This is a genomic window from Achromobacter piechaudii NBRC 102461 (assembly GCF_001571245.1).
GTDB lineage: Bacteria > Pseudomonadota > Gammaproteobacteria > Burkholderiales > Burkholderiaceae_B > Achromobacter > Achromobacter piechaudii.
This window is the reverse complement of the sequence record NZ_BCTK01000001.1, coordinates 1,017,634-1,034,865: the sequence shown is the minus strand read 5'-3', so window position 1 is coordinate 1,034,865 and position 17,232 is coordinate 1,017,634. Positions and strand designations below refer to the sequence as shown.

Sequence of the window (17,232 nt, the reverse complement as noted above, 5' to 3'; positions counted from 1 at the left end):
CAGCAGAGCAGGAATCAGGCCACAACGGGCAGCGACTCAACATGATAGCGATGGCTGATGGTGCGCTGACGACGCGGGTCGAACAGTTCCATGGTGAAGTCCGCCGCAGCGCGGATGCCGCCGATAGCGCCCACGGTGCCGCAGGTCATGCCCGCGCCTTGCGGCAGCACTTCGGCACCGCCGGTGTAGCCGGCGATCAGGTCCTGCGGCGTGCGCAGCGTGGACAGCGGGCCTTCCTGGTACAGCACCTTCTCGCCGTTCTCGACGATGTACGAACGGATGACCAGTTCGTCCCAGTATTCAGCCACGTCGGCCAGGCGCCAGGCTTCGGTCGCGACCGGCTTCACGCAGACCTGCTTGGACATGGCGACGCTGACGGTCTCCAACTTGCGGTCGGTGTGGTCGGAAGCGATGCTGACGTACATTTCGCCATCGACGGCGAACACGAAGGTTTCCACTTCGCCCGACGAATCCTCGCCCACGGCCTGCACGCTTTGCGCCTGCGTCAGCTGGTTGTCGGCGATGCGGTAGTACAGCGGCACGCTGGTCGGGCGCGGCACGCCGATGGCGGCCAGCTCTTCGATGTGGTGCTCGATGGCAGCCATGTCGCGGCCAGCCCAGCCAGCCACGATCAGGGTGTTGAAGTCCACTTCCACCTGGCGGGGATTGGCGTCGTCGATCTTGAATACGGCTTTCATATCAGTCCTGCGGAAATTAGGGGTGGGAAACGGCGCGGCCATTCATCGGCCGCGCCAGGTTCAAACAAGCGATCAACCAAAGGCGCGCGGCAACCACAGCGCCAGGTCGGGCCAGAATGCCAACAGGCCCAGCATCAGGAACATGGCGGCAACGAATGGCAGGCTGCCAACGATGACCGCGCTCATGGAGCCGCTCTTGCGCAGGCTTTGCACCACGAACAGGTTCAGACCCACGGGCGGCGTGATCAGCGCGGCTTCGACCAGGATGATGATGACGATGCCCAGCCAGATCGGGTCGTAGCCCAGCGCGATCATGATGGGCGCCACGATGGGGATGGTCGTGATCATCATGGACAGCGTTTCCATGAAGCAGCCCAGCACCAGGTAGAAAATCACCACGATCAGCAGCATCCAGCCCGGCGACAGGCCCAGGCCGGTGATCGACTTGGTCAGCGCATCGGTCAGGCCCGTGGCCGACATGACGAAGTTCAGGAAGCTGGCCGCGATGACGATCAGCATGATCATCGCCGTCGAGCGCATGGTGCCTTCCATCACTTCGCGCAGCATCGTCCAGGACAGGCGGCGGAACCACGCGGCCAGGATGAACGCACCCAGCACGCCCAGCGCGGCGGCTTCGGTCGGCGTGGCCAGGCCCGCGTAGATCGAGCCAACCACCAGGAAGAAGATGCCCATGGGCGGCGCAAGGTGCACCAGGCTGGCCAGCCGTTGGCCCCAGGTCGCATGGATCTTCTTGCCGCCCCAGGACGGCTTGACGACGCAGGCGATGACGACGGTCAGCATGAACAAGGCGGCCATCGCGAAGCCGGGGATGATGCCGGCCAGGTACAGCTTGGGCACCGACGAATTGGTCAGCACACCATAGATGACCAGGTTGATCGACGGCGGGATCAAGATACCCAGCGTGCCCCCGGCGGCCAGGCTGCCCAGGAACAGCGGTTCGTTGTAGCCGTACTTGCGGATCTGCGGGATGGCGACGGTGCCGACGGTGGCCGCAGTGGCCACGCTGGAGCCCGAGGTGGCCGAGAACAGGGTCGATGCGCCGATGTTGGCGTGCATCAGGCCGCCCGGCAACCACGACAGCCACAGGCTCATCGCGCTGTACATGCGTTCGGCAAAGCCGGCGCGCAGCAGCACTTCGCCCAGCATGATGAACAGCGGAATCGCCACCAGCAGGAACTCGTTGTTCGAGCTCCACGAGATTTCACCGATGGCGCGCGACAGCGGCAGCATCGAGAACAGCGGGTCCAGGATCAGGCCCAACACGCCAAGCGCCGCGCCCACGGGAATGGACAGGCCGATCAGCACCAGCAACAACGTCAATGCGGTGGAAATCATGCTGCCTCTCCCTTGACCATACGCTCGCCCGCGGCGGCTTCCTCTTCAGCTTCTTCCTGCGCCGAACGCACGCCGCAGATCTGCTTGACCAGTTCGATATCGCCCGTGACGAGCGCGGCCGACGCACGCGCCAGCATCAAGGCGACGGTGATGCACATCCACCCCAGGCCCAGCATCCACAGGCCCTGCGGAATCCACAGCGGCGTGGCCAGCGGCGTGTTCGCCGCGGACTTCTGCGCCCAGGAACTCTGCACGACCTCGAAGGCGTAGTACGTCAGGAACACCATGAAGACGGCCATCGCCACCATGGAAATCCAGTCCAGCACGGCCGACAGGCGCACCGGCAAATATTGGTAGAGCACATCGACGCGCACGTTGGCGCGCTGCAATGTGGCGAACGCCAACGCCCAGGACGTACTGATGGCGAAGGCGTAGCTGGACAGTTCGTCAGCGCCTCCGGTGTTGAAGCCCAGGAATTTGCGGGCCAGCACGTCGAAGGAGATCAGCAATACGCTGGCCACCGTCAATGCGCCGCCGGCCCAGACGGCCAGCCGAGAGAAACTCTCGGCGCGCCGCAACAGGCCGCCCAGCAGGCGGAAGTGTTCGGTTTGGGTCATGGATAGCACCTATACGGGCAAGCGCCCGGTATGACTTGCGAAAAAACACGCCGCCGCGCGATGCGGCGGCGCTGTCCAGCGCTTACTTGCTGGCGGTCAGGCCCAGCGTCTTGCCGATGGTGGCGTTGAAGTCCTTCACGCACTGCGCCGAGCAACGGGCGGCCCACTTGGGCAACACGGCTTCTTGCGCAACCTTCTTGAGCAACGCACGGTCGGCGTCCGACGGCTGCACCAGAACCATCTTGCCCTTGACCGGGAACGGGCAGGCGGCAGCGCCCGTGTTGCAGTCATAGCCTTCCTGCGTCTGGCGAGCGGCGGCTTCCCAGATGTTGTCGACCAGCGTCTTCACGTTGGCTTGCAGGAACGTGCGAACGGCGGGATCCAGCTTGTCCCAGGCCTTTTGGTTGACGGCATGGATCTGCTGGTTCCAGTTGATCGGCAGCGCGACCAGGTGGGTGGACACTTCGTACCACTTGGCCGAGTAGCCCGACAGCGAACCGGTGATGGCGCAATCGACCACCTTGTTCTGCAACGCCGGCACCACTTCACCGAAAGCCATCGTCACGCTGGAACCGCCCAGCGCTTCAACGAATTCGGCGGTCGTGCGGCTGCTGGTGCGGACCTTCTTGCCCTTGATGTCGGCCAGGCTCTTGATCTCGGCATTGCAGAACAGCACTTGCGCGGGATAGGTCGAGATGCCCAGCAGCTTGACGTTGTTGCCTTCGCCGTAGAGCTTGGCGTAGACGGGTTCGAACGCGTCGGTCACGGCGCGTGCGGTCTTGACGTCGGGCGCCAGGCCGGCCAGGTCGATGGCTTCGTTGATCGGGTTGTCGCTGGCGAAGTACGACAGCGTGGCAGTGCCGAATTCGATCACGCCTTGCGACATCAGACGCAGCAACTCGGGACCCTTCAGGCCCATTTCGTTGAAGCCCTTGATTTCAGCGGTGACCTGGCCCTTGGACAGCTCGGGAATGGTCTTCGTCCAGAACGGCTTTTCGTAGTCGTTATAGGCGGTCAGGTTGGACAGGCCTCCCACGACCTTCAACTGGGTTTTGGGCAGGTCCTGCGCGTGGACGGCGCCGGCGAGCATGCTGGCGGCGACGGCGGCGAATACAAGAGACTTCTTCATGGACAAAACTCCTGGCTGGCGGGATGGTCTGTCGCGCGCGGGATCCCGTTACCCTTGTCGCGCGCGGTTAGGTTCAAGTAATCAGGCGCGAAGATCGCGTGCGAGGCGCGGCCGAGGACGTGACGCCAGGGTCCGGAATGGGTTCGACAAAGGATTCATGCTTTTCCCCCGCACTGTGTATCCAGGCGTTGCATTTTTTGCTGTCTCGCCATTGCATCGTCCGGGCCGGCAAGCGTCCAATCGTATGTTGCGATGTGGGGGTATAAATATTTCTTGGGTCTCGTCGCGCTGCGTGCGCGGGATTCTCGCGGATGACGGCCTGGCGCGGCTTTGCGGGCGATGACGGGGTTCGGATACTGCCGGGCTCACCCCTGCCGGCGACACGCCGCCCAGGGGTCTCTGGGGGAAAACACCTAGGCCGGAATTCCGTTTCCGGCCTGCGCCGCGACCTTTTGCGCCATCTGCGCAATCACCCTGACGGCGTGGCTGTCGGGCCCCTGCACCCAGCTGGCCGTGAAGCTCAGTTCGGGCAAGGGGTCGGCCTGCACGCGCAGGATGCGCAGCTCGCCGCGCGCCAACTCCTTGCCCAGGAACACCGGCGCGATCACGCTGGTGCCGATACCGTCCTGCGTCATCCGCACCACCATGGACATCGATGCGCTGCCATACATGCGCGGCGCGCTCACCCCGGCGCGGGTCAGCATGTCGCGCACCACGCGATACGGCGAGCTGTTGGACGGATACGTGATGATGGGCAGCTTGGCGATGCGTTCGAGCGTCAGCGGCTCGGGGCCGAGGTCCAGCGTGGGGCTGGCCACCCAGGCCAGCGGATAGCTGCACAGCGGCAGGTTCTCGACGCGTGCTTCCAGCACCGGCCCCATCAGGAACGCCAGATCGATCTGGCGCGACATCAGGTGCGGGCGCAGCACGTGGGTGGTGTCCACCTCGATCTCCAGCACGAGCGCAGGATAGGTCGTGTGGATCAGTTCGATCAGCGTGGGCAGCCAGGTCTGCACGATGGTTTCGGCCACGCCGATGCGCACCGTGCCGGTCATGACGTTCTGCTCGCGTGCCGCTTCGAACATGTCGCGCCGCACCTGCAACATGCGCTCGGCGTGCGACAGCAGCTCATGGCCCTTGGCGGTCAGTTTGACGCCACGAGCGTCGCGCTCGAACAGGCGTACGCCCAGATCGGCTTCCAGAGAAGCGATGCGCTGCGACACGGCGGGCTGCGTCGTGTTGAGTTTGTCGGACGCGGCGCGAAAGCTGCCCAGCGTGGCGACCCAAAAAAAAGTTTCGATGTTGCGTAGTTCGATCATTGGCCTGTTCCCCCGGCGCGATGAGCGTATCATGGCAGCCGCCCATTTCCCCATCAGGAGCTTGTCCATGTCCCCGGCCGATCAACGTCGTCCGCCAGCCCCCGCGCCCAGCTCGCGCGGCCCGCTCGTCGGGATCCTGCTGCTGGTGCTGTCGATGTGGACGCTGTCCTGCCTGGACGCCAGCGGCAAATGGGTCATGAATGCGGGGGTGCCGCTGCTGGTGCTGTCGTGGTTCCGCTACGTGGTGCACCTGATCCTGGTGCTGGCGCTGGTCTTGCCGGCGCGGGGGCTGCGGGTGCTGCGCAGCAACCGCCCGCGCGAGCAACTGATACGCGGCGGGTCCATGTTCCTGGCCACGCTGATGTTCTTCACGACCCTGAGCTACATCCCGCAGGCCGAAGCCACCGCCATCAATTTCCTGGCGCCGCTGCTGGTGCTGTCGCTGGCGCCCTGGGTCCTGAAAGAACCCGCCCGCCTGTCGCGCTTCGTCGCGGCGGGCATCGCCTTTATCGGCGTCATCATCGTGATCCGGCCCGGTGGCGGACTGCATCCCATCGGCACCATATTCGGCCTGTTGACGGCCTGTTGCTTCGCCGCGCAATTCATCGCCACGCGCCGCGTGGCGGGCGACGACCCTTTCACCTCGCTGATCTGGAGCGGCGCGGTGGGCACGGTCTGTCTGACCGTGACGCTGCCCTTCGTGCTGCCGGCCGCGCTGCCGGTACTGCAATCGCTGTCAGGGTTCGATTGGTTCTTGCTGATCTCGACCGGCCTGACGGGCGGGGTCGGTCATCTGTTCCAGATCGCCGCATACCGCCGCGCGCCCGCCTCGACGCTGGCGCCGTTCATCTATCTGCAAATCATCAGCGCAACGTCGGTGGGCTGGCTGGTCTGGGGCCACTTCCCGGACCCGCTCACCTGGCTGGGCATCGCCATCATCTGCGCCAGCGGCATCGGCATCGGCCTGGTCGAGTGGCGCCGCAGCATGGCCCTGAGCGCTGCTGCGGCCGGGGCTGGCGCTCGCTGATCCGACGCCTTCGCCGCCCGCGCTGCCAAGGCAGGCAGCGGGCACGGGGCCGCTCCCGTACAATGCTCGACGCTTTTTGCGCTTTCGCGCAGCGGCTCCCCCGGCATCCGGCATTTCCAAGAACGAGGTCTTCATGATCATCAAGCCCCGTGTGCGCGGCTTTATCTGCGTCACCACCCACCCCGTCGGCTGTGAAGCCAACGTCAATAAGCAGATCGACTACGTCAAGGCGCAAGGACCCATCGCCGGGGGCCCCAAGCGTGTGCTGGTGCTGGGCGCGTCAACCGGATACGGCCTGGCCGCCCGGATCAGCGCGGCGTTTGGCTGCGGCGCGCACACGCTGGGCGTGTTCTTTGAACGGCCGGCGGAAGCCGCCAAGGCCGGCACGCCGGGCTGGTACAACACCGCCGCGTTCCACAAGGCCGCCGACGCGCATGGCCTTTTCGCGCAGAGCATCAACGGCGACGCGTTTTCCGACGAGATCAAGCAAAAGACCATCGCCGCCATCAAGGCGGGCATGGGCCAGGTCGATCAGGTGGTCTACAGCCTGGCCGCCCCGCGCCGCACCCACCCCCGCACCGGGCAGGTCTTCAATTCCACGTTGAAGCCGATCGGCCACGCCGTCAACCTGCGCGGCCTGGACACCGACCGCGAAGTGGTCAAGGAGTCCGTGCTGGAACCCGCCACGCAAGCCGAGATCGACGCCACCGTCGCCGTCATGGGCGGCGAAGACTGGCAGATGTGGATCGACGCGCTGATGGATGCGGGCGTGCTGGCCGAAGGCGCCACGACGACCGCGTTCACGTACCTGGGCGAAAAGATCACGCACGACATCTATTGGAACGGGTCGATCGGCGCGGCCAAGAAAGACCTGGACGAAAAGGTGCTGGACATCCGCAGCAAGCTGGCCGCGCGCGGCGGCGACGCACGCGTGTCGGTGCTCAAGGCGGTGGTCACGCAGGCCAGCTCGGCCATTCCGATGATGCCGCTGTACCTGTCGCTGCTGTTCAAGATCATGAAAGAGCAAGGCACGCACGAAGGCTGCATCGAGCAGGTGTACGGCCTGTACCGGGACAGCCTGTGCAGCGACACGCCCATCCTGGACGCAGAGGGCCGCTTGCGCGCCGACTACAAGGAACTGGATCCGTCGGTGCAGCAGGCGGTGCAGGCGTTGTGGAGCCAGGTCACGAGCGACAACATCTATCAGTTGACCGACTTCGCCGGCTACAAGCAGGAATTCCTGCGCCTGTTCGGTTTTGAGATCGATGGCGTGGACTATGACGCCGATGTCGATCCGGCCGTGGAAATCCGCGGCCTGCTCTGATCGGCGCACGGCGGGCGGCTGTGCCCGGCCGCCCGCTTCAAAGATAGTCGAGCTTGACCAGGCGGTGCGGCACGTCGCGCGCACCGTCCCTGCCCGGCAAGGGCGGCAGCACCTTCGTACTGACCTTGACCACTTGGGCGCTGGCGCTTGCCTGCGCGCCCGAGGGCGAGGCACAGCTGACGCGCGGCTCGGCTTGCGCAACATTGCCCGACAGGGCGACCTGACAGCGGGTGGGTTCAGCGATGGCGCCAGAGAATCGGACGGCGCCACCGGCGGCGCTGGCGGCCATCGGGACCAGCATGGCGACAAGGGACAAGGCAGACATGGAACGGCGAATCGTCATGGCAACTCCAGAGCGTGGGCAGGCGTAATCACCCGCCAGACGGCACTCCCCAGACACAACCCCGGCATCACCGTGGCATCACGGCATCGCTTGGACGATGCCGTTTTTAAAACATGTCTCGGTTGTCAATCAGACTACTCTGAAGTTTTTGTCGTATCAATTTCGAATAAGTCTAAAAGCGCCGTCTAATTCATGTTTTTCGTCAAGATCAGCTCCAGCAGCCGGTCCAGCCCCCCTTCGTCGATGGCTACATTGACCTCAAGACGCACCGCAGGTTTTGCGCGATAACCCACCGACAACCCCGCCACGCGCATCATGGGCAGATCGTTGGCGCCGTCCCCGACGGCAATGGCGCGATCCAGCCCGACGCCGAGTTCGGCGCACACCTGTTCCAACTTGCGGCGCTTTTCCTCGCCGTCGCAGATATCGCCCCAATGCTGCGGCACCAGCCTGCCGGTAAGACGTCCGTTCTGCACTTCCAGCACGTTGGCGCGCACGTCGTCCAGGCCCAGCCTGACGCGCAAGCGGTCCGTAAAGCAGGTAAAGCCGCCCGTGACGAGGAGGCAGGTCAGCCCCGCCGCCTTGCAGGCCGCGATCAGGGTTTCCACTCCGGGATTGAGCCGCACGCGTTCGTCGTAGACCTGGGCCAGCATGGCTTCGGGCATGCCGGCCAGCAAGGCGACGCGATCGCGCAGACTCTGCTTGTAGTCGACGATGTCGCCGCGCATCGCGGCCTCTGTCAGCGCCGCCACCTGCGCCTTCTTGCCCATCATGTCCGCCATTTCGTCCAGCGTCTCGATGGAGATCAGCGTGGAGTCCATGTCGAAGGCGATGACTTTGTAGTCAGACAAGCGCAACGGCGGCGTAATGCCGCGCCAGTGCAGGCCAGAAGCGGACGATGATGCAGACATGGGTATTCCCGTTCAGATTGGATTGGGCAGGCTGGGTGACTGCGCGCACAGCCACGCGATGAACAATTGCGCGGACGCGGCGGCCGGGCCGTCCTGGCGGTACAGCGCGTGGATGCCGGCGTTGGGCAATTGCGGTTGTGCAAACAAGGGGCGCAGGCGGTCGGCGCGGATATCGTCTTCAAGCAGGCACCACGGCGCCAGCGCGATACCCAGGTCGTTCATGGCCGCCTGCATGCAAAGGAACTGATGGTCGAACACCGGGCCCGGCAACTGCGGCGGCACATCCACCTTGGCCAGCGCGAACCAGCGTGGCCAATGATCCATGCCGCCCGAGATCTTCAAGAGCGGGTGCGCCAGACAATCGGCCGGCGCGTGCAGCCGGTTGCGCTCGATGAAGCGCGGCGAGGCGACGGGTATGTGAAAGTCGTCCAGGCAGTGCACGCACGCCAGATCGGAATGCGCCATGAAGCCATGCCGGATCAGCACGTCGCTGCCGGGGTCGCCGCCCCGATCCAGAAACGGACGAGCCTGCGTGCTCAGTTGCACGTCGACGCCAGGATTCGCGGCCTGGAACGTGGCCAGGCGCGGGATCAGCCATTTCATGGTCAGCGACGGCGTGGCGCACACGCGCAACACGCCGCCCGCCGACGGCGCTTTCAGCTTTGCGGTGGCGGTCGAGATCCGTTCCAGGCTGCCCTGCACTTCGGCAAAGTACGCCTGCGCGCCGGGCAGCAAGGCGACGCCGCGCGCCTCGCGAGCAAATAGCGGCTGGCCCAGATAGTCTTCCAGCACGCGTATCTGCTGGCTGACCGCGCTGTGCGTAATGCTCAGTTCGTCAGCGGCGGCCGTGAAGCTGCGCAGCCGCGCCGCGGCTTCGAACACGCGCAAGGCTTTCAACGGCGGCAGGCTCTGCGCCGCCATTTCAGCGGCCGCCCGCCCGCACGCCCGCCAGGCGCCAGTGTGTGCTGCTCTTTCCCACGATTACCCTTGTCGTCTATTTATTGGCGGCGCGGCCACGGCGGCGCCTGTCCTGTTCTGCCGCATTCTAGGGGATAGCGACGCCCGCGACCTCTTAGAAAATCTAACGCCACGCCTTAAAAAACACTGCTGGTCGCTGCGCGGACCCGTTCCTATGATGCCGGGAACCCAAGCAGGAACTGAATATGGCATCGATCACAGTAGACGGCATCGCCAAGACATTTGGCGGCCAACAGGTGTTGCGCAATTTGTCGCTGCACATTCCCGACGGCGCGTTCTACACGCTGCTGGGCCCCAGCGGTTGCGGCAAGACGACCTTGCTGCGCTGCATTGCCGGCTTCTATGCGCCCGATGGCGGCCGCCTGCTGTTCGACCAGGACGACGTCACTCACGTGTCGGCGCACCGCCGCGATATCGGCATGGTGTTCCAGGACTACGCGCTGTTCCCCGACAAGACCGCGTTCGACAACGTGGCTTATGGGCTGCGCGCCCGCGGCGTGGCGCGTGCCGAGACAACTCGACGCGCCAACGAGGCGCTGGACAAGGTGGGGCTGCTGTCGCTGGCCGACCGCTACCCCGCGCAGATGAGCGGCGGCCAACGCCAACGCGTGGCGCTGGCGCGCGCGCTGGTGATCCGGCCGCGCGTGCTGCTGATGGATGAGCCGCTGTCCAACCTGGACGCCAAGATGCGTTTGCAGATGCGCGACGTCATCCTGGACCTGGTGCGCGAAGCCGGCATCACGACCGTGTTCGTCACGCACGACCAGGAAGAAGCGCTGGCGATGTCGGACCGCATCGCCATCATGGACCACGGCAACATCGCGCAGCTGGGCACGCCGGAAGAGTTGTACGGCACGCCGGTCAACGCTTATGTCGCTGACTTCATCGGCTCGGCCAACGTCATCCCGGTGCCCGTGCGGCCGGAGCTGGACGACGCCCCGCAAGGTCATGTGCGCTACGAGCTGTGCGGCCTGGGCTTCGATGGCGTGCAAGGCAGCCAGCAGTTGGATGCAAGCGGCATGCTGATCGCGCGCCCCGAAGAATTGGCATTGATGGCGCCGACGCCCTACGTGCCCAACACGCTGCCGGGCAAGGTGCTGCGGCGCCAATACCTGGGCTTCAAGACCGCCTATCGCATCGCGCTGCACAATGGCGCCGAGATCCGCGTCGAGCTGCACGCCGGCAACATGGTGGCGCAGTTCCAGCCCGGACAGGCCGTGCAGGTGCTGATCCCCGCCGACAGCCGCGTCGTCAACGCCTGAGGACGCGCCTGCCATGAAAATCAAATGGTGGCCCTGGGGCATCCTGACCGCGATCAGCCTCGCCCTGCTCCTGTTCTTCGTGCTGTATCCATTGGCGGTGCTGTTCGGCAACAGCATCACCGGCCAGGACGGCAGCTTCACGCTGGACGGCTTCAAGACCCTGCTGGCCGATTCGCAGTACCTGGAGGCCTTCGGCAACACGCTGATCCTGGGCCTGGCCGTCACCACCTGCACCGTGCTGGTCGGCGTGCCCTTCGCATATCTGGTCGCGCGCTACGACTTTCCGTTGAAGAACCTGGTGGCGATCCTGCCCGTGCTGACCATCGTGATTCCCGAGATCATCGTGGGCCAGTCCTGGCTGCTGCTGCTCGGCAACAACGGCCTGCTGACCAATCTGCTAGGCGATGTCGGCATTTCGCTGCCGTCCTTCTACGGCTGGACGGGCATGGTGTTTTCCATGACGCTCGTCTACTACACCTACATCTATCTGGGCGTGCTGGCCGCGCTGCGCGGCTTCGACGGCCAACTGGAAGAAGCCGGACTCAGCCTGGGCACCCCGCCCTTGCTGACGCGTCTGCGCGTGCTGGTGCCCGTGCTGCTGCCGGCCGTATTGGTCAACGCCCTGGTGGTCTTCACGCTGGTGGTCGGCAACTTCGCGCTGGCGATGCTGCTGGGCAGCCGCGTGCCGCTGTTGTCGGTCATGACGTACAACACGTTCGTCAGCGAAATGGGCGGCAGCCCGACATTGCAAAGCGCCATGTCGGTGGTGTCGATCGCCATCGTCGCCATCGTGCTGTTCTTCCAGAAGCGCGTGGTGGAACGCAAGGTCTACACCATGACGCAAGGCCGCGCGCCGGCCGCCGTGCGTGTGCGTTCCTGGACCGCCGTGCTGTACGCGGGCGGTGTGGGCCTGGTGATCCTGGTGTCGATGCTGCCGCTGATCATCGTGTTCATCGCGGCCTTCACCAAGACCAGCGGGCCCGTCATGCAATGGGGCCAATGGTCGCTGGCCAGCATGCAGCGCGCGCTGCACGGCGCGCCCGAGCCCATCCTGAATTCGCTGAAGTTCGCATCCTTGGCGACGGTGCTGGGCGTGGCCTTCGCGGTGCTGGTCAGCTATCTGACCATCAAGAAGCGCAGCGCCTTCACGCAGGTGCTGGACTACATCGTGGTGCTGCCGCTGACCATCTCGGGCACGGTGCTGGGCATTGCGCTGGTGCAGACCTTCAACACGGGATGGCTGGTGCTGGCCGGCACCGCCGGCATCATGGTGCTGTGCTACACGGTGCGCCGCCTGCCCTTCGCGGTGCGCAACGCGTCGTCGGTGCTGTTCAACATTCCCGATTCCATCGAGGAAGCGTCGATCAGCCTGGGCGTGTCGCCGTTGATGACGTTCTTCAAGGTGATCCTGCCCGCGATGAAGGCGTCGATCATTTCCGCCGCGATCCTGATGTGGCTGACGACGATTTCGGAGCTGTCGGCATCCATCGTCGCTTACAGCGGCGGCCTGGAAACCATGCCGATTGCGATCTTCCGCCAAGTGGACGGCGGCAGGCTGGGCATGGCCTCCGCGTACGGCGCGGCGCTGGTCACGGTGATCGTGCTGCCCATTATCGTGTCGGTCAAGGCATTCAACATCAAGCTGTTTTCCGGCAAATAACCCCCCTCGATCCAAAGGTTAACCATGACTCTCAAGCACGTGATCCAGACCAGCCTGTTGGCCGCCATCCTGGCCGCCGGCGCCGCGCACGCACAGAACGTCGTGCTGTATTCGTCCAACAATACGGAAACCATCGAGACCGCGCTGGATGCCGTCAAGAAAAAGAGCCCCAAGCTGAACGTGCAGCCCGTCACGGGCGGCACGGGCACGATGATGAAGCGCATCGAGGCCGAATCGCAGAACCCGCGCGGCGACCTGTTCTGGAGCGGCGGCTTTGGCACGCTGGGCGCCTACCGCCAGCAGTTGCAACCCTATCGCCCCGCCGACCTGGACAAGATTCCAGCCGAGTTCCGTGGCCCCGACGACCTGTGGGTGGGCACAAACGTGCACGTCATGGTGATGATGGTCAATGAACGCCAGTTGAAGGGCCTGCCCGCGCCCGCGACGTGGTCGGACCTGATGCAGCCGCAGTGGAAGAACAAGTTCGCCATCACCGATCCGTCCAAGAGCGGCACCGCGTACATGCTGGTCTATGGGCTGTACAAGCAGTTCGGGCAAGCGGGGCTGGACAAGATTGCCGCCAATGCGGTGGTCACCGCCTCGTCGGGCACGACCTACAAGGGCGTGGCTGCCGGCGAATACGCGGTGGGCATGACGCTGGAATACGCGGCGCAGGAATACGTGGCGGGCGGCCAGAAGGAGATCAAGCTGGTCTACCCGACCGAGGGCAGCTACCTGGCGCCCGAAGGCATGTTCATCATCAAGGGCGCGAAGAACCTGGACGCGGCCAAGGCCTTGTACGACGGGCTCTTGAGCAAGGAATCACAGGAAGCCCAATTGGTGAAGAACTTTCGCCGCCCCACCCGCACCGACGTGGCCGTGGCCAGCCTGACCACCCTGCCCGACCTGGCCTCGATCAAGATCTTCCCGGTCAGCCAGGAAGCAGCGGCGACGGAATACGAAGCGGTGGTGGCTGCCTGGAATCAGGCAGTGGCCAAGGCTAAGTAAGAAGGCGGCCGGGTGGACCGGGGCGCGTCAGCCCTGAACCATCCGGCCCGCCGCCAGCACCAGTTGGCGCGCGCAACGCGCCGCCAATTGCGGATCATGCGTAACCAGCACCAGCGTGGTGCCATGTTCGCGATGCAGTTCGAACATCAGGTCGATCACGGTGACGCCGGTGGCCGCGTCCAGGCTGCCGGTGGGTTCGTCGGCGAACAAGAGATCCGGTTCGACCACAAAGGCGCGGGCCAGCGACACGCGCTGCTGCTCGCCGCCCGAAAGCGTCCTGGGGTAATGGTGCAAACGCGCGCCCAGCCCCACGCGTTCCAGCATGGCCTGCGCAGACTCGCGCGCGGGCTGACCCGCCAGTTCCAGCGGCAGCATCACGTTTTCCAGCGCCGTCAGGTTGGGCAGCAGCTGAAACGACTGGAATACAAAGCCCACATGATTGGCGCGCAGGCGCGCCCGGCCGTCTTCGTCCAGGGCGAACAGATCCTGCCCGGCCAGATGCACGCTGCCCACGCTGGGAACATCCAAGCCGGCCAATAGTCCCAACAGCGTGGACTTGCCCGACCCGGAACTTCCGGTGATCGCCACGGCGCTACCCGCCTGGACCGTAAAATCAATGCCTTCCAGGATAGATAGCGTGCCGCCAGCATCGGCGACCCGCTTGCCCAGCCCTTTCACCTCGATCGAATTCTTGCTATCCATGCGCCTATTTTCCCTTCTGCGTCTTACGTCCGCCCTGAGTTTCGCCGTCATGGCGCTTTCCGCCCACGCTCAGACCGCCGCGCCGGCCGAGGGTTCCGCGCCGCGCACCGTGTTGGTGGTGGGCGATAGCCTGTCGGCCGAATACGGCATCAAGCGCGGCACGGGCTGGGTGCCGTTGCTGGCAGCGCGGGTTTCCGAACAATACCCTAAGTACCAGGTCGTCAATGCCAGCATCAGCGGCGACACCACCAGCGGTGGCGTGGCGCGCCTGCCTGCATTGCTGCGCCAGCATGCGCCCGCCGTGGTGGTGCTGGAACTGGGATCGAACGACGCCTTGCGCGGCTTGTCGCTGACGATGACCGAACAGAACCTGCGCGCCATGACGCAGGCCGCCAAAGCGGCCGATGCGAAAGTCGTGATCGTGGGCATGCAGATTCCGCCCAACTACGGCCGCGATTACACGCAGCGCTTCGCACAACTGTTCGACACGGTCGCCAAAGACGAAAAAGCCCGGCTCGTGCCATTCCTGATGGAAGGAATGGCGTTGAACCGGGCGATGTTCCAGGCTGATGGCATCCATCCGAACGAGGATGCCCAACCCCAACTGCTGGACAACGTGTGGCCGACGCTGCGGCCACTGTTGAACTAGGGCCGACGGATCAGCCAGCTGCCTGCGGCTGGTCGCCGCGAATGACCTCGGCGGCGCTGGGCAGCACTTGCACCTTGTATTGCTCGCGCAGCATCTTGAGCAGCGCTTCGATTTCAGCCTGACCCAAACCGCCCGACAACTGTTGCGCCAGACGATCCTTGGCGGACGCGTCGACCGTGCCGGCTTCGACCTTTTCCAGACGGACCAAGGTGTAGTCGGCGCCCGACTGCACGCCGGTGTAGCCCGGCAAGGGCGATGCCGGCAGACGCATCGCGGCGTCCACGACGGGCTGCGGCAGGTCCTTGGGATCCTGGCGCGAAATGACGACGGCAGGCGAGAAGCCTTCCGGCGCGGCGGCAGGATTGGCCTTGTCGGCCGCCAGCGCGGCTTCACCAGCCTTCTTGGCGGCTTCGGCCGAACGCTCTTGCAGCAGACGGGCGCGGATGGAATCGCTGACCTTCTCCAGCACGGGCACGTGGGCCGGTTCGACATTGGCCACGCGCACGGCCAGCATGACGGCGGGCGACAGTTCGATCACGCCGGAGTTCTGCTTTTCACGCAGCACTTCGCCCGAGAACAGCGCCTGACGGACACGCGGGTTGTCCAGCAGTTCAGCGTCGGGGCTGTCGGCGGCGGAACCCGGGCCGACCTTGTCGGCGGGCAGCAGGCCTTCGCGGGTGACGCCCGAGGCGGTGCGCAGCTTCAGGCCCACCGCGTCGGCGGCCGGTTGCAGGCTGTCGCGCTGGTCGTAGACCTGCTTGTTCAGCTGGCTGGCCATTTCCGAAAAGTGCACGGCGGCGAGTTGCTTGCGCACTTCGCTGGTGATCTGGTCCTTGACCTCGGCCAGCGGCTTGATGGCGGCGGGCTGGATCTCGGTGACCTTGACGATGTGCAGACCGGCCGGGCTTTCGACCACGCCCGAAACCTGATCCTTGGCCTGGCCAAAGATGGCCTTTTCCAAGGGGCCGGACAGCATGCCCGGCGCCAGCCAGCCCAAGTCACCGCCCTTGCTGGCGGAGCCCGCGTCCTGCGAGTTCTTGGTAGCCAGTTCAGCGAACTTGGAAGGATCGGCGGCGGCTTGCTTGGCCAGATCCTCGGCCTTGGCGCGCGCGGCCTTGCGAGCCTCTTCCGAGGCGCCCGGTGCCAGCTCGATCATGATGTGGCTGGCGCGGCGGCGTTCAGGCTGACCAAAACGGTTCTTGTTCTGCTCGTAGTAAGACGCCAGGTCTTCGTCCTTGACCTGGATGCCCTGCGTGGCGGCGGCTTCGTCCAGCACCAGGTATTGCACCTGGACCTGCTCCGGGATTTGCAGCTGCTGCTTGTTGGCGTCGTACCAAGCCTGGATATCGGCGGGCGACACCGTCACTTGCGAGCGGTAGTCCTCGGCGGCAAAGCGGCGCAATTGCACGGTGCGCTGCTGCGTCAAGGCCGATTCCAGCGAAGCGACGACTTCAGCGGGCGCGCGGGCGGATTGGCCCACGGGGTCCAGCACGCGGCCAACCGCCAGATCGCGGCGCAGGCCAGCTTCGAACGAGGTCGGCGACATGCCCTGGGCGGCCAGCACCTGGCGATAGCGCTCGGGCGAGAAGCGGCCGTTGTCCTGGACTTCCGGAATCGCGGCGATGGTGTTGCGCAGCGTCTCGTCGGAGACGTTGAAGCGATTGTCCACCGCGACGTTGGCCAGAAGGCGCTGATTGATCAGCTGATTGAGCAGACCCTCGCGCAAGGCGGGCGTGTCGGAGACGGCCGGATCGAACCGGGCGCCCTGGCGTTGGCGCATTTGCTCCAGCTGGTTGCGGTGCGCCTGATCAAACTCGGCGCGCGAAATCGGCTGGCCAGCGACCGTCGCCAGCTCGGGCTCTTTGCGCATGAAGCTGTCATAGCCTTGAATTCCGACGAGGAAAAAGGACGGCACAATCAGAAGCAGCAGGATGAGCTGCATCCAGCGTCGGTGGCTGCGAATAAATTCGAACATGGAATCCCTGTTGCCGCGCTCCGGGGGTGTCCACCCGAAGCCGCACGAAAACGCAAAAAAAAGGGCGAACTTGATTCGCCCTATTCCCATACCGGTTATTACCGGATCAGCGGGCGGATTTTAGCATTTCTCACTCGCATGGGGCCTTTAGATTCTCTTCAGGTTTATCCCGGCCGGGGCGCGGGCGGGCGGCTGCCCACCGAAGCGCGGCACCGTCAACCCGGGAAATTCCTGTATCCGCCCCCCGAAGGCCTCCGTATCTTGATCCGCGGGG

Annotated in this window: 16 protein-coding genes; 6 read left to right on the top strand and 10 right to left on the bottom strand. The window is 64.8% G+C overall.

The annotated features are described in order from the left end of the window. Window positions 1-14: 14 nt before the first annotated feature. From API01S_RS04685 to API01S_RS04665, 5 genes are all read right to left on the bottom strand, one after another. The gene (locus API01S_RS04685; protein ID WP_039883249.1) at window positions 15-698 is read right to left on the bottom strand and encodes a DUF2848 domain-containing protein; all 684 of its coding nucleotides are present in this window, start codon (window positions 696-698) and stop codon (window positions 15-17) included. 72 nt (window positions 699-770) lie between these two features. Continuing rightward, the gene (locus API01S_RS04680) at window positions 771-2,054 is read right to left on the bottom strand and encodes a TRAP transporter large permease (RefSeq protein ID WP_006219697.1); all 1,284 of its coding nucleotides are present in this window, start codon (window positions 2,052-2,054) and stop codon (window positions 771-773) included. Next, window positions 2,051-2,671, bottom strand: a complete 621-nt coding sequence (locus API01S_RS04675) for a TRAP transporter small permease subunit (RefSeq protein WP_006219698.1) — start codon at window positions 2,669-2,671, stop codon at window positions 2,051-2,053. Before API01S_RS04675 ends, API01S_RS04680 begins: the two co-directional genes overlap by 4 nt. An 82-nt stretch (window positions 2,672-2,753) precedes the next feature. Next, window positions 2,754-3,800 (bottom strand): TRAP transporter substrate-binding protein, encoded by a 1,047-nt coding sequence (locus API01S_RS04670; protein WP_050730285.1) that lies wholly within the window; start codon window positions 3,798-3,800, stop codon window positions 2,754-2,756. 413 nt (window positions 3,801-4,213) lie between these two features. Continuing rightward, on the bottom strand, window positions 4,214-5,119 hold the full coding sequence (locus API01S_RS04665; protein ID WP_061303379.1) for a LysR family transcriptional regulator: 906 nt from the start codon (window positions 5,117-5,119) through the stop codon (window positions 4,214-4,216). 67 nt (window positions 5,120-5,186) lie between these two features. Between API01S_RS04665 and API01S_RS04660 the strand changes: the two genes are divergently transcribed. Continuing rightward, complete coding sequence (locus tag API01S_RS04660) at window positions 5,187-6,146, top strand: DMT family transporter (RefSeq protein ID WP_006219703.1); 960 nt, start codon at window positions 5,187-5,189, stop codon at window positions 6,144-6,146. Window positions 6,147-6,279: 133 nt separating this feature from the next. Further along, window positions 6,280-7,470: an enoyl-ACP reductase FabV gene (fabV, locus tag API01S_RS04655; RefSeq protein WP_061303873.1), complete on the top strand. Its 1,191-nt coding sequence runs from the start codon at window positions 6,280-6,282 to the stop codon at window positions 7,468-7,470. A gap of 37 nt (window positions 7,471-7,507) precedes the next feature. On the opposite strand, the gene API01S_RS04650 is transcribed toward fabV, so the two are convergent. The 3 genes from API01S_RS04650 to API01S_RS04640 all read right to left on the bottom strand — a co-directional run bounded on the left by API01S_RS04650 (window position 7,508) and on the right by API01S_RS04640 (window position 9,645). Beyond that, window positions 7,508-7,813: a hypothetical protein gene (locus tag API01S_RS04650; RefSeq protein WP_061303377.1), complete on the bottom strand. Its 306-nt coding sequence runs from the start codon at window positions 7,811-7,813 to the stop codon at window positions 7,508-7,510. A gap of 185 nt (window positions 7,814-7,998) precedes the next feature. Beyond that, the gene (gene serB, locus API01S_RS04645) at window positions 7,999-8,724 is read right to left on the bottom strand and encodes a phosphoserine phosphatase SerB (protein WP_061303375.1); all 726 of its coding nucleotides are present in this window, start codon (window positions 8,722-8,724) and stop codon (window positions 7,999-8,001) included. Window positions 8,725-8,736: 12 nt separating this feature from the next. Further along, window positions 8,737-9,645, bottom strand: a complete 909-nt coding sequence (locus API01S_RS04640) for a LysR substrate-binding domain-containing protein (protein WP_050730290.1) — start codon at window positions 9,643-9,645, stop codon at window positions 8,737-8,739. Between the two features lie 242 nt (window positions 9,646-9,887). Here API01S_RS04640 and API01S_RS04635 point away from each other — a divergent pair, with 242 nt between their 5' ends. The 3 genes from API01S_RS04635 to API01S_RS04625 are packed head-to-tail and all read left to right on the top strand — an operon-like array spanning window position 9,888 to window position 13,632. After that, window positions 9,888-10,964 carry an ABC transporter ATP-binding protein gene (locus tag API01S_RS04635; RefSeq protein WP_061303373.1) on the top strand — a complete coding sequence of 359 codons (1,077 nt, stop codon included), beginning with the start codon at window positions 9,888-9,890 and terminating at the stop codon, window positions 10,962-10,964. A gap of 13 nt (window positions 10,965-10,977) precedes the next feature. Beyond that, complete coding sequence (locus API01S_RS04630) at window positions 10,978-12,624, top strand: ABC transporter permease (RefSeq protein ID WP_061303371.1); 1,647 nt, start codon at window positions 10,978-10,980, stop codon at window positions 12,622-12,624. A 24-nt stretch (window positions 12,625-12,648) separates the two neighbouring features. Further along, a complete protein-coding gene (locus tag API01S_RS04625; RefSeq protein WP_006219710.1) occupies window positions 12,649-13,632 on the top strand; it encodes an ABC transporter substrate-binding protein in 984 nt (327 codons plus the stop codon). Window positions 13,633-13,659: 27 nt separating this feature from the next. Here API01S_RS04625 and API01S_RS04620 read toward each other — a convergent pair whose 3' ends face one another. Further along, complete coding sequence (locus tag API01S_RS04620) at window positions 13,660-14,334, bottom strand: ABC transporter ATP-binding protein (RefSeq protein WP_061303368.1); 675 nt, start codon at window positions 14,332-14,334, stop codon at window positions 13,660-13,662. Between API01S_RS04620 and API01S_RS04615 the strand changes: the two genes are divergently transcribed. Beyond that, the gene (locus tag API01S_RS04615) at window positions 14,333-14,983 is read left to right on the top strand and encodes an arylesterase (RefSeq protein WP_061303367.1); all 651 of its coding nucleotides are present in this window, start codon (window positions 14,333-14,335) and stop codon (window positions 14,981-14,983) included. The two genes, API01S_RS04620 and API01S_RS04615, sit on opposite strands and share 2 nt — an antisense overlap. 10 nt (window positions 14,984-14,993) lie before the next feature. On the opposite strand, the gene API01S_RS04610 is transcribed toward API01S_RS04615, so the two are convergent. Continuing rightward, the gene (locus API01S_RS04610) at window positions 14,994-16,958 is read right to left on the bottom strand and encodes a SurA N-terminal domain-containing protein (protein WP_039883252.1); all 1,965 of its coding nucleotides are present in this window, start codon (window positions 16,956-16,958) and stop codon (window positions 14,994-14,996) included. Window positions 16,959-17,232: the final 274 nt, after the last annotated feature.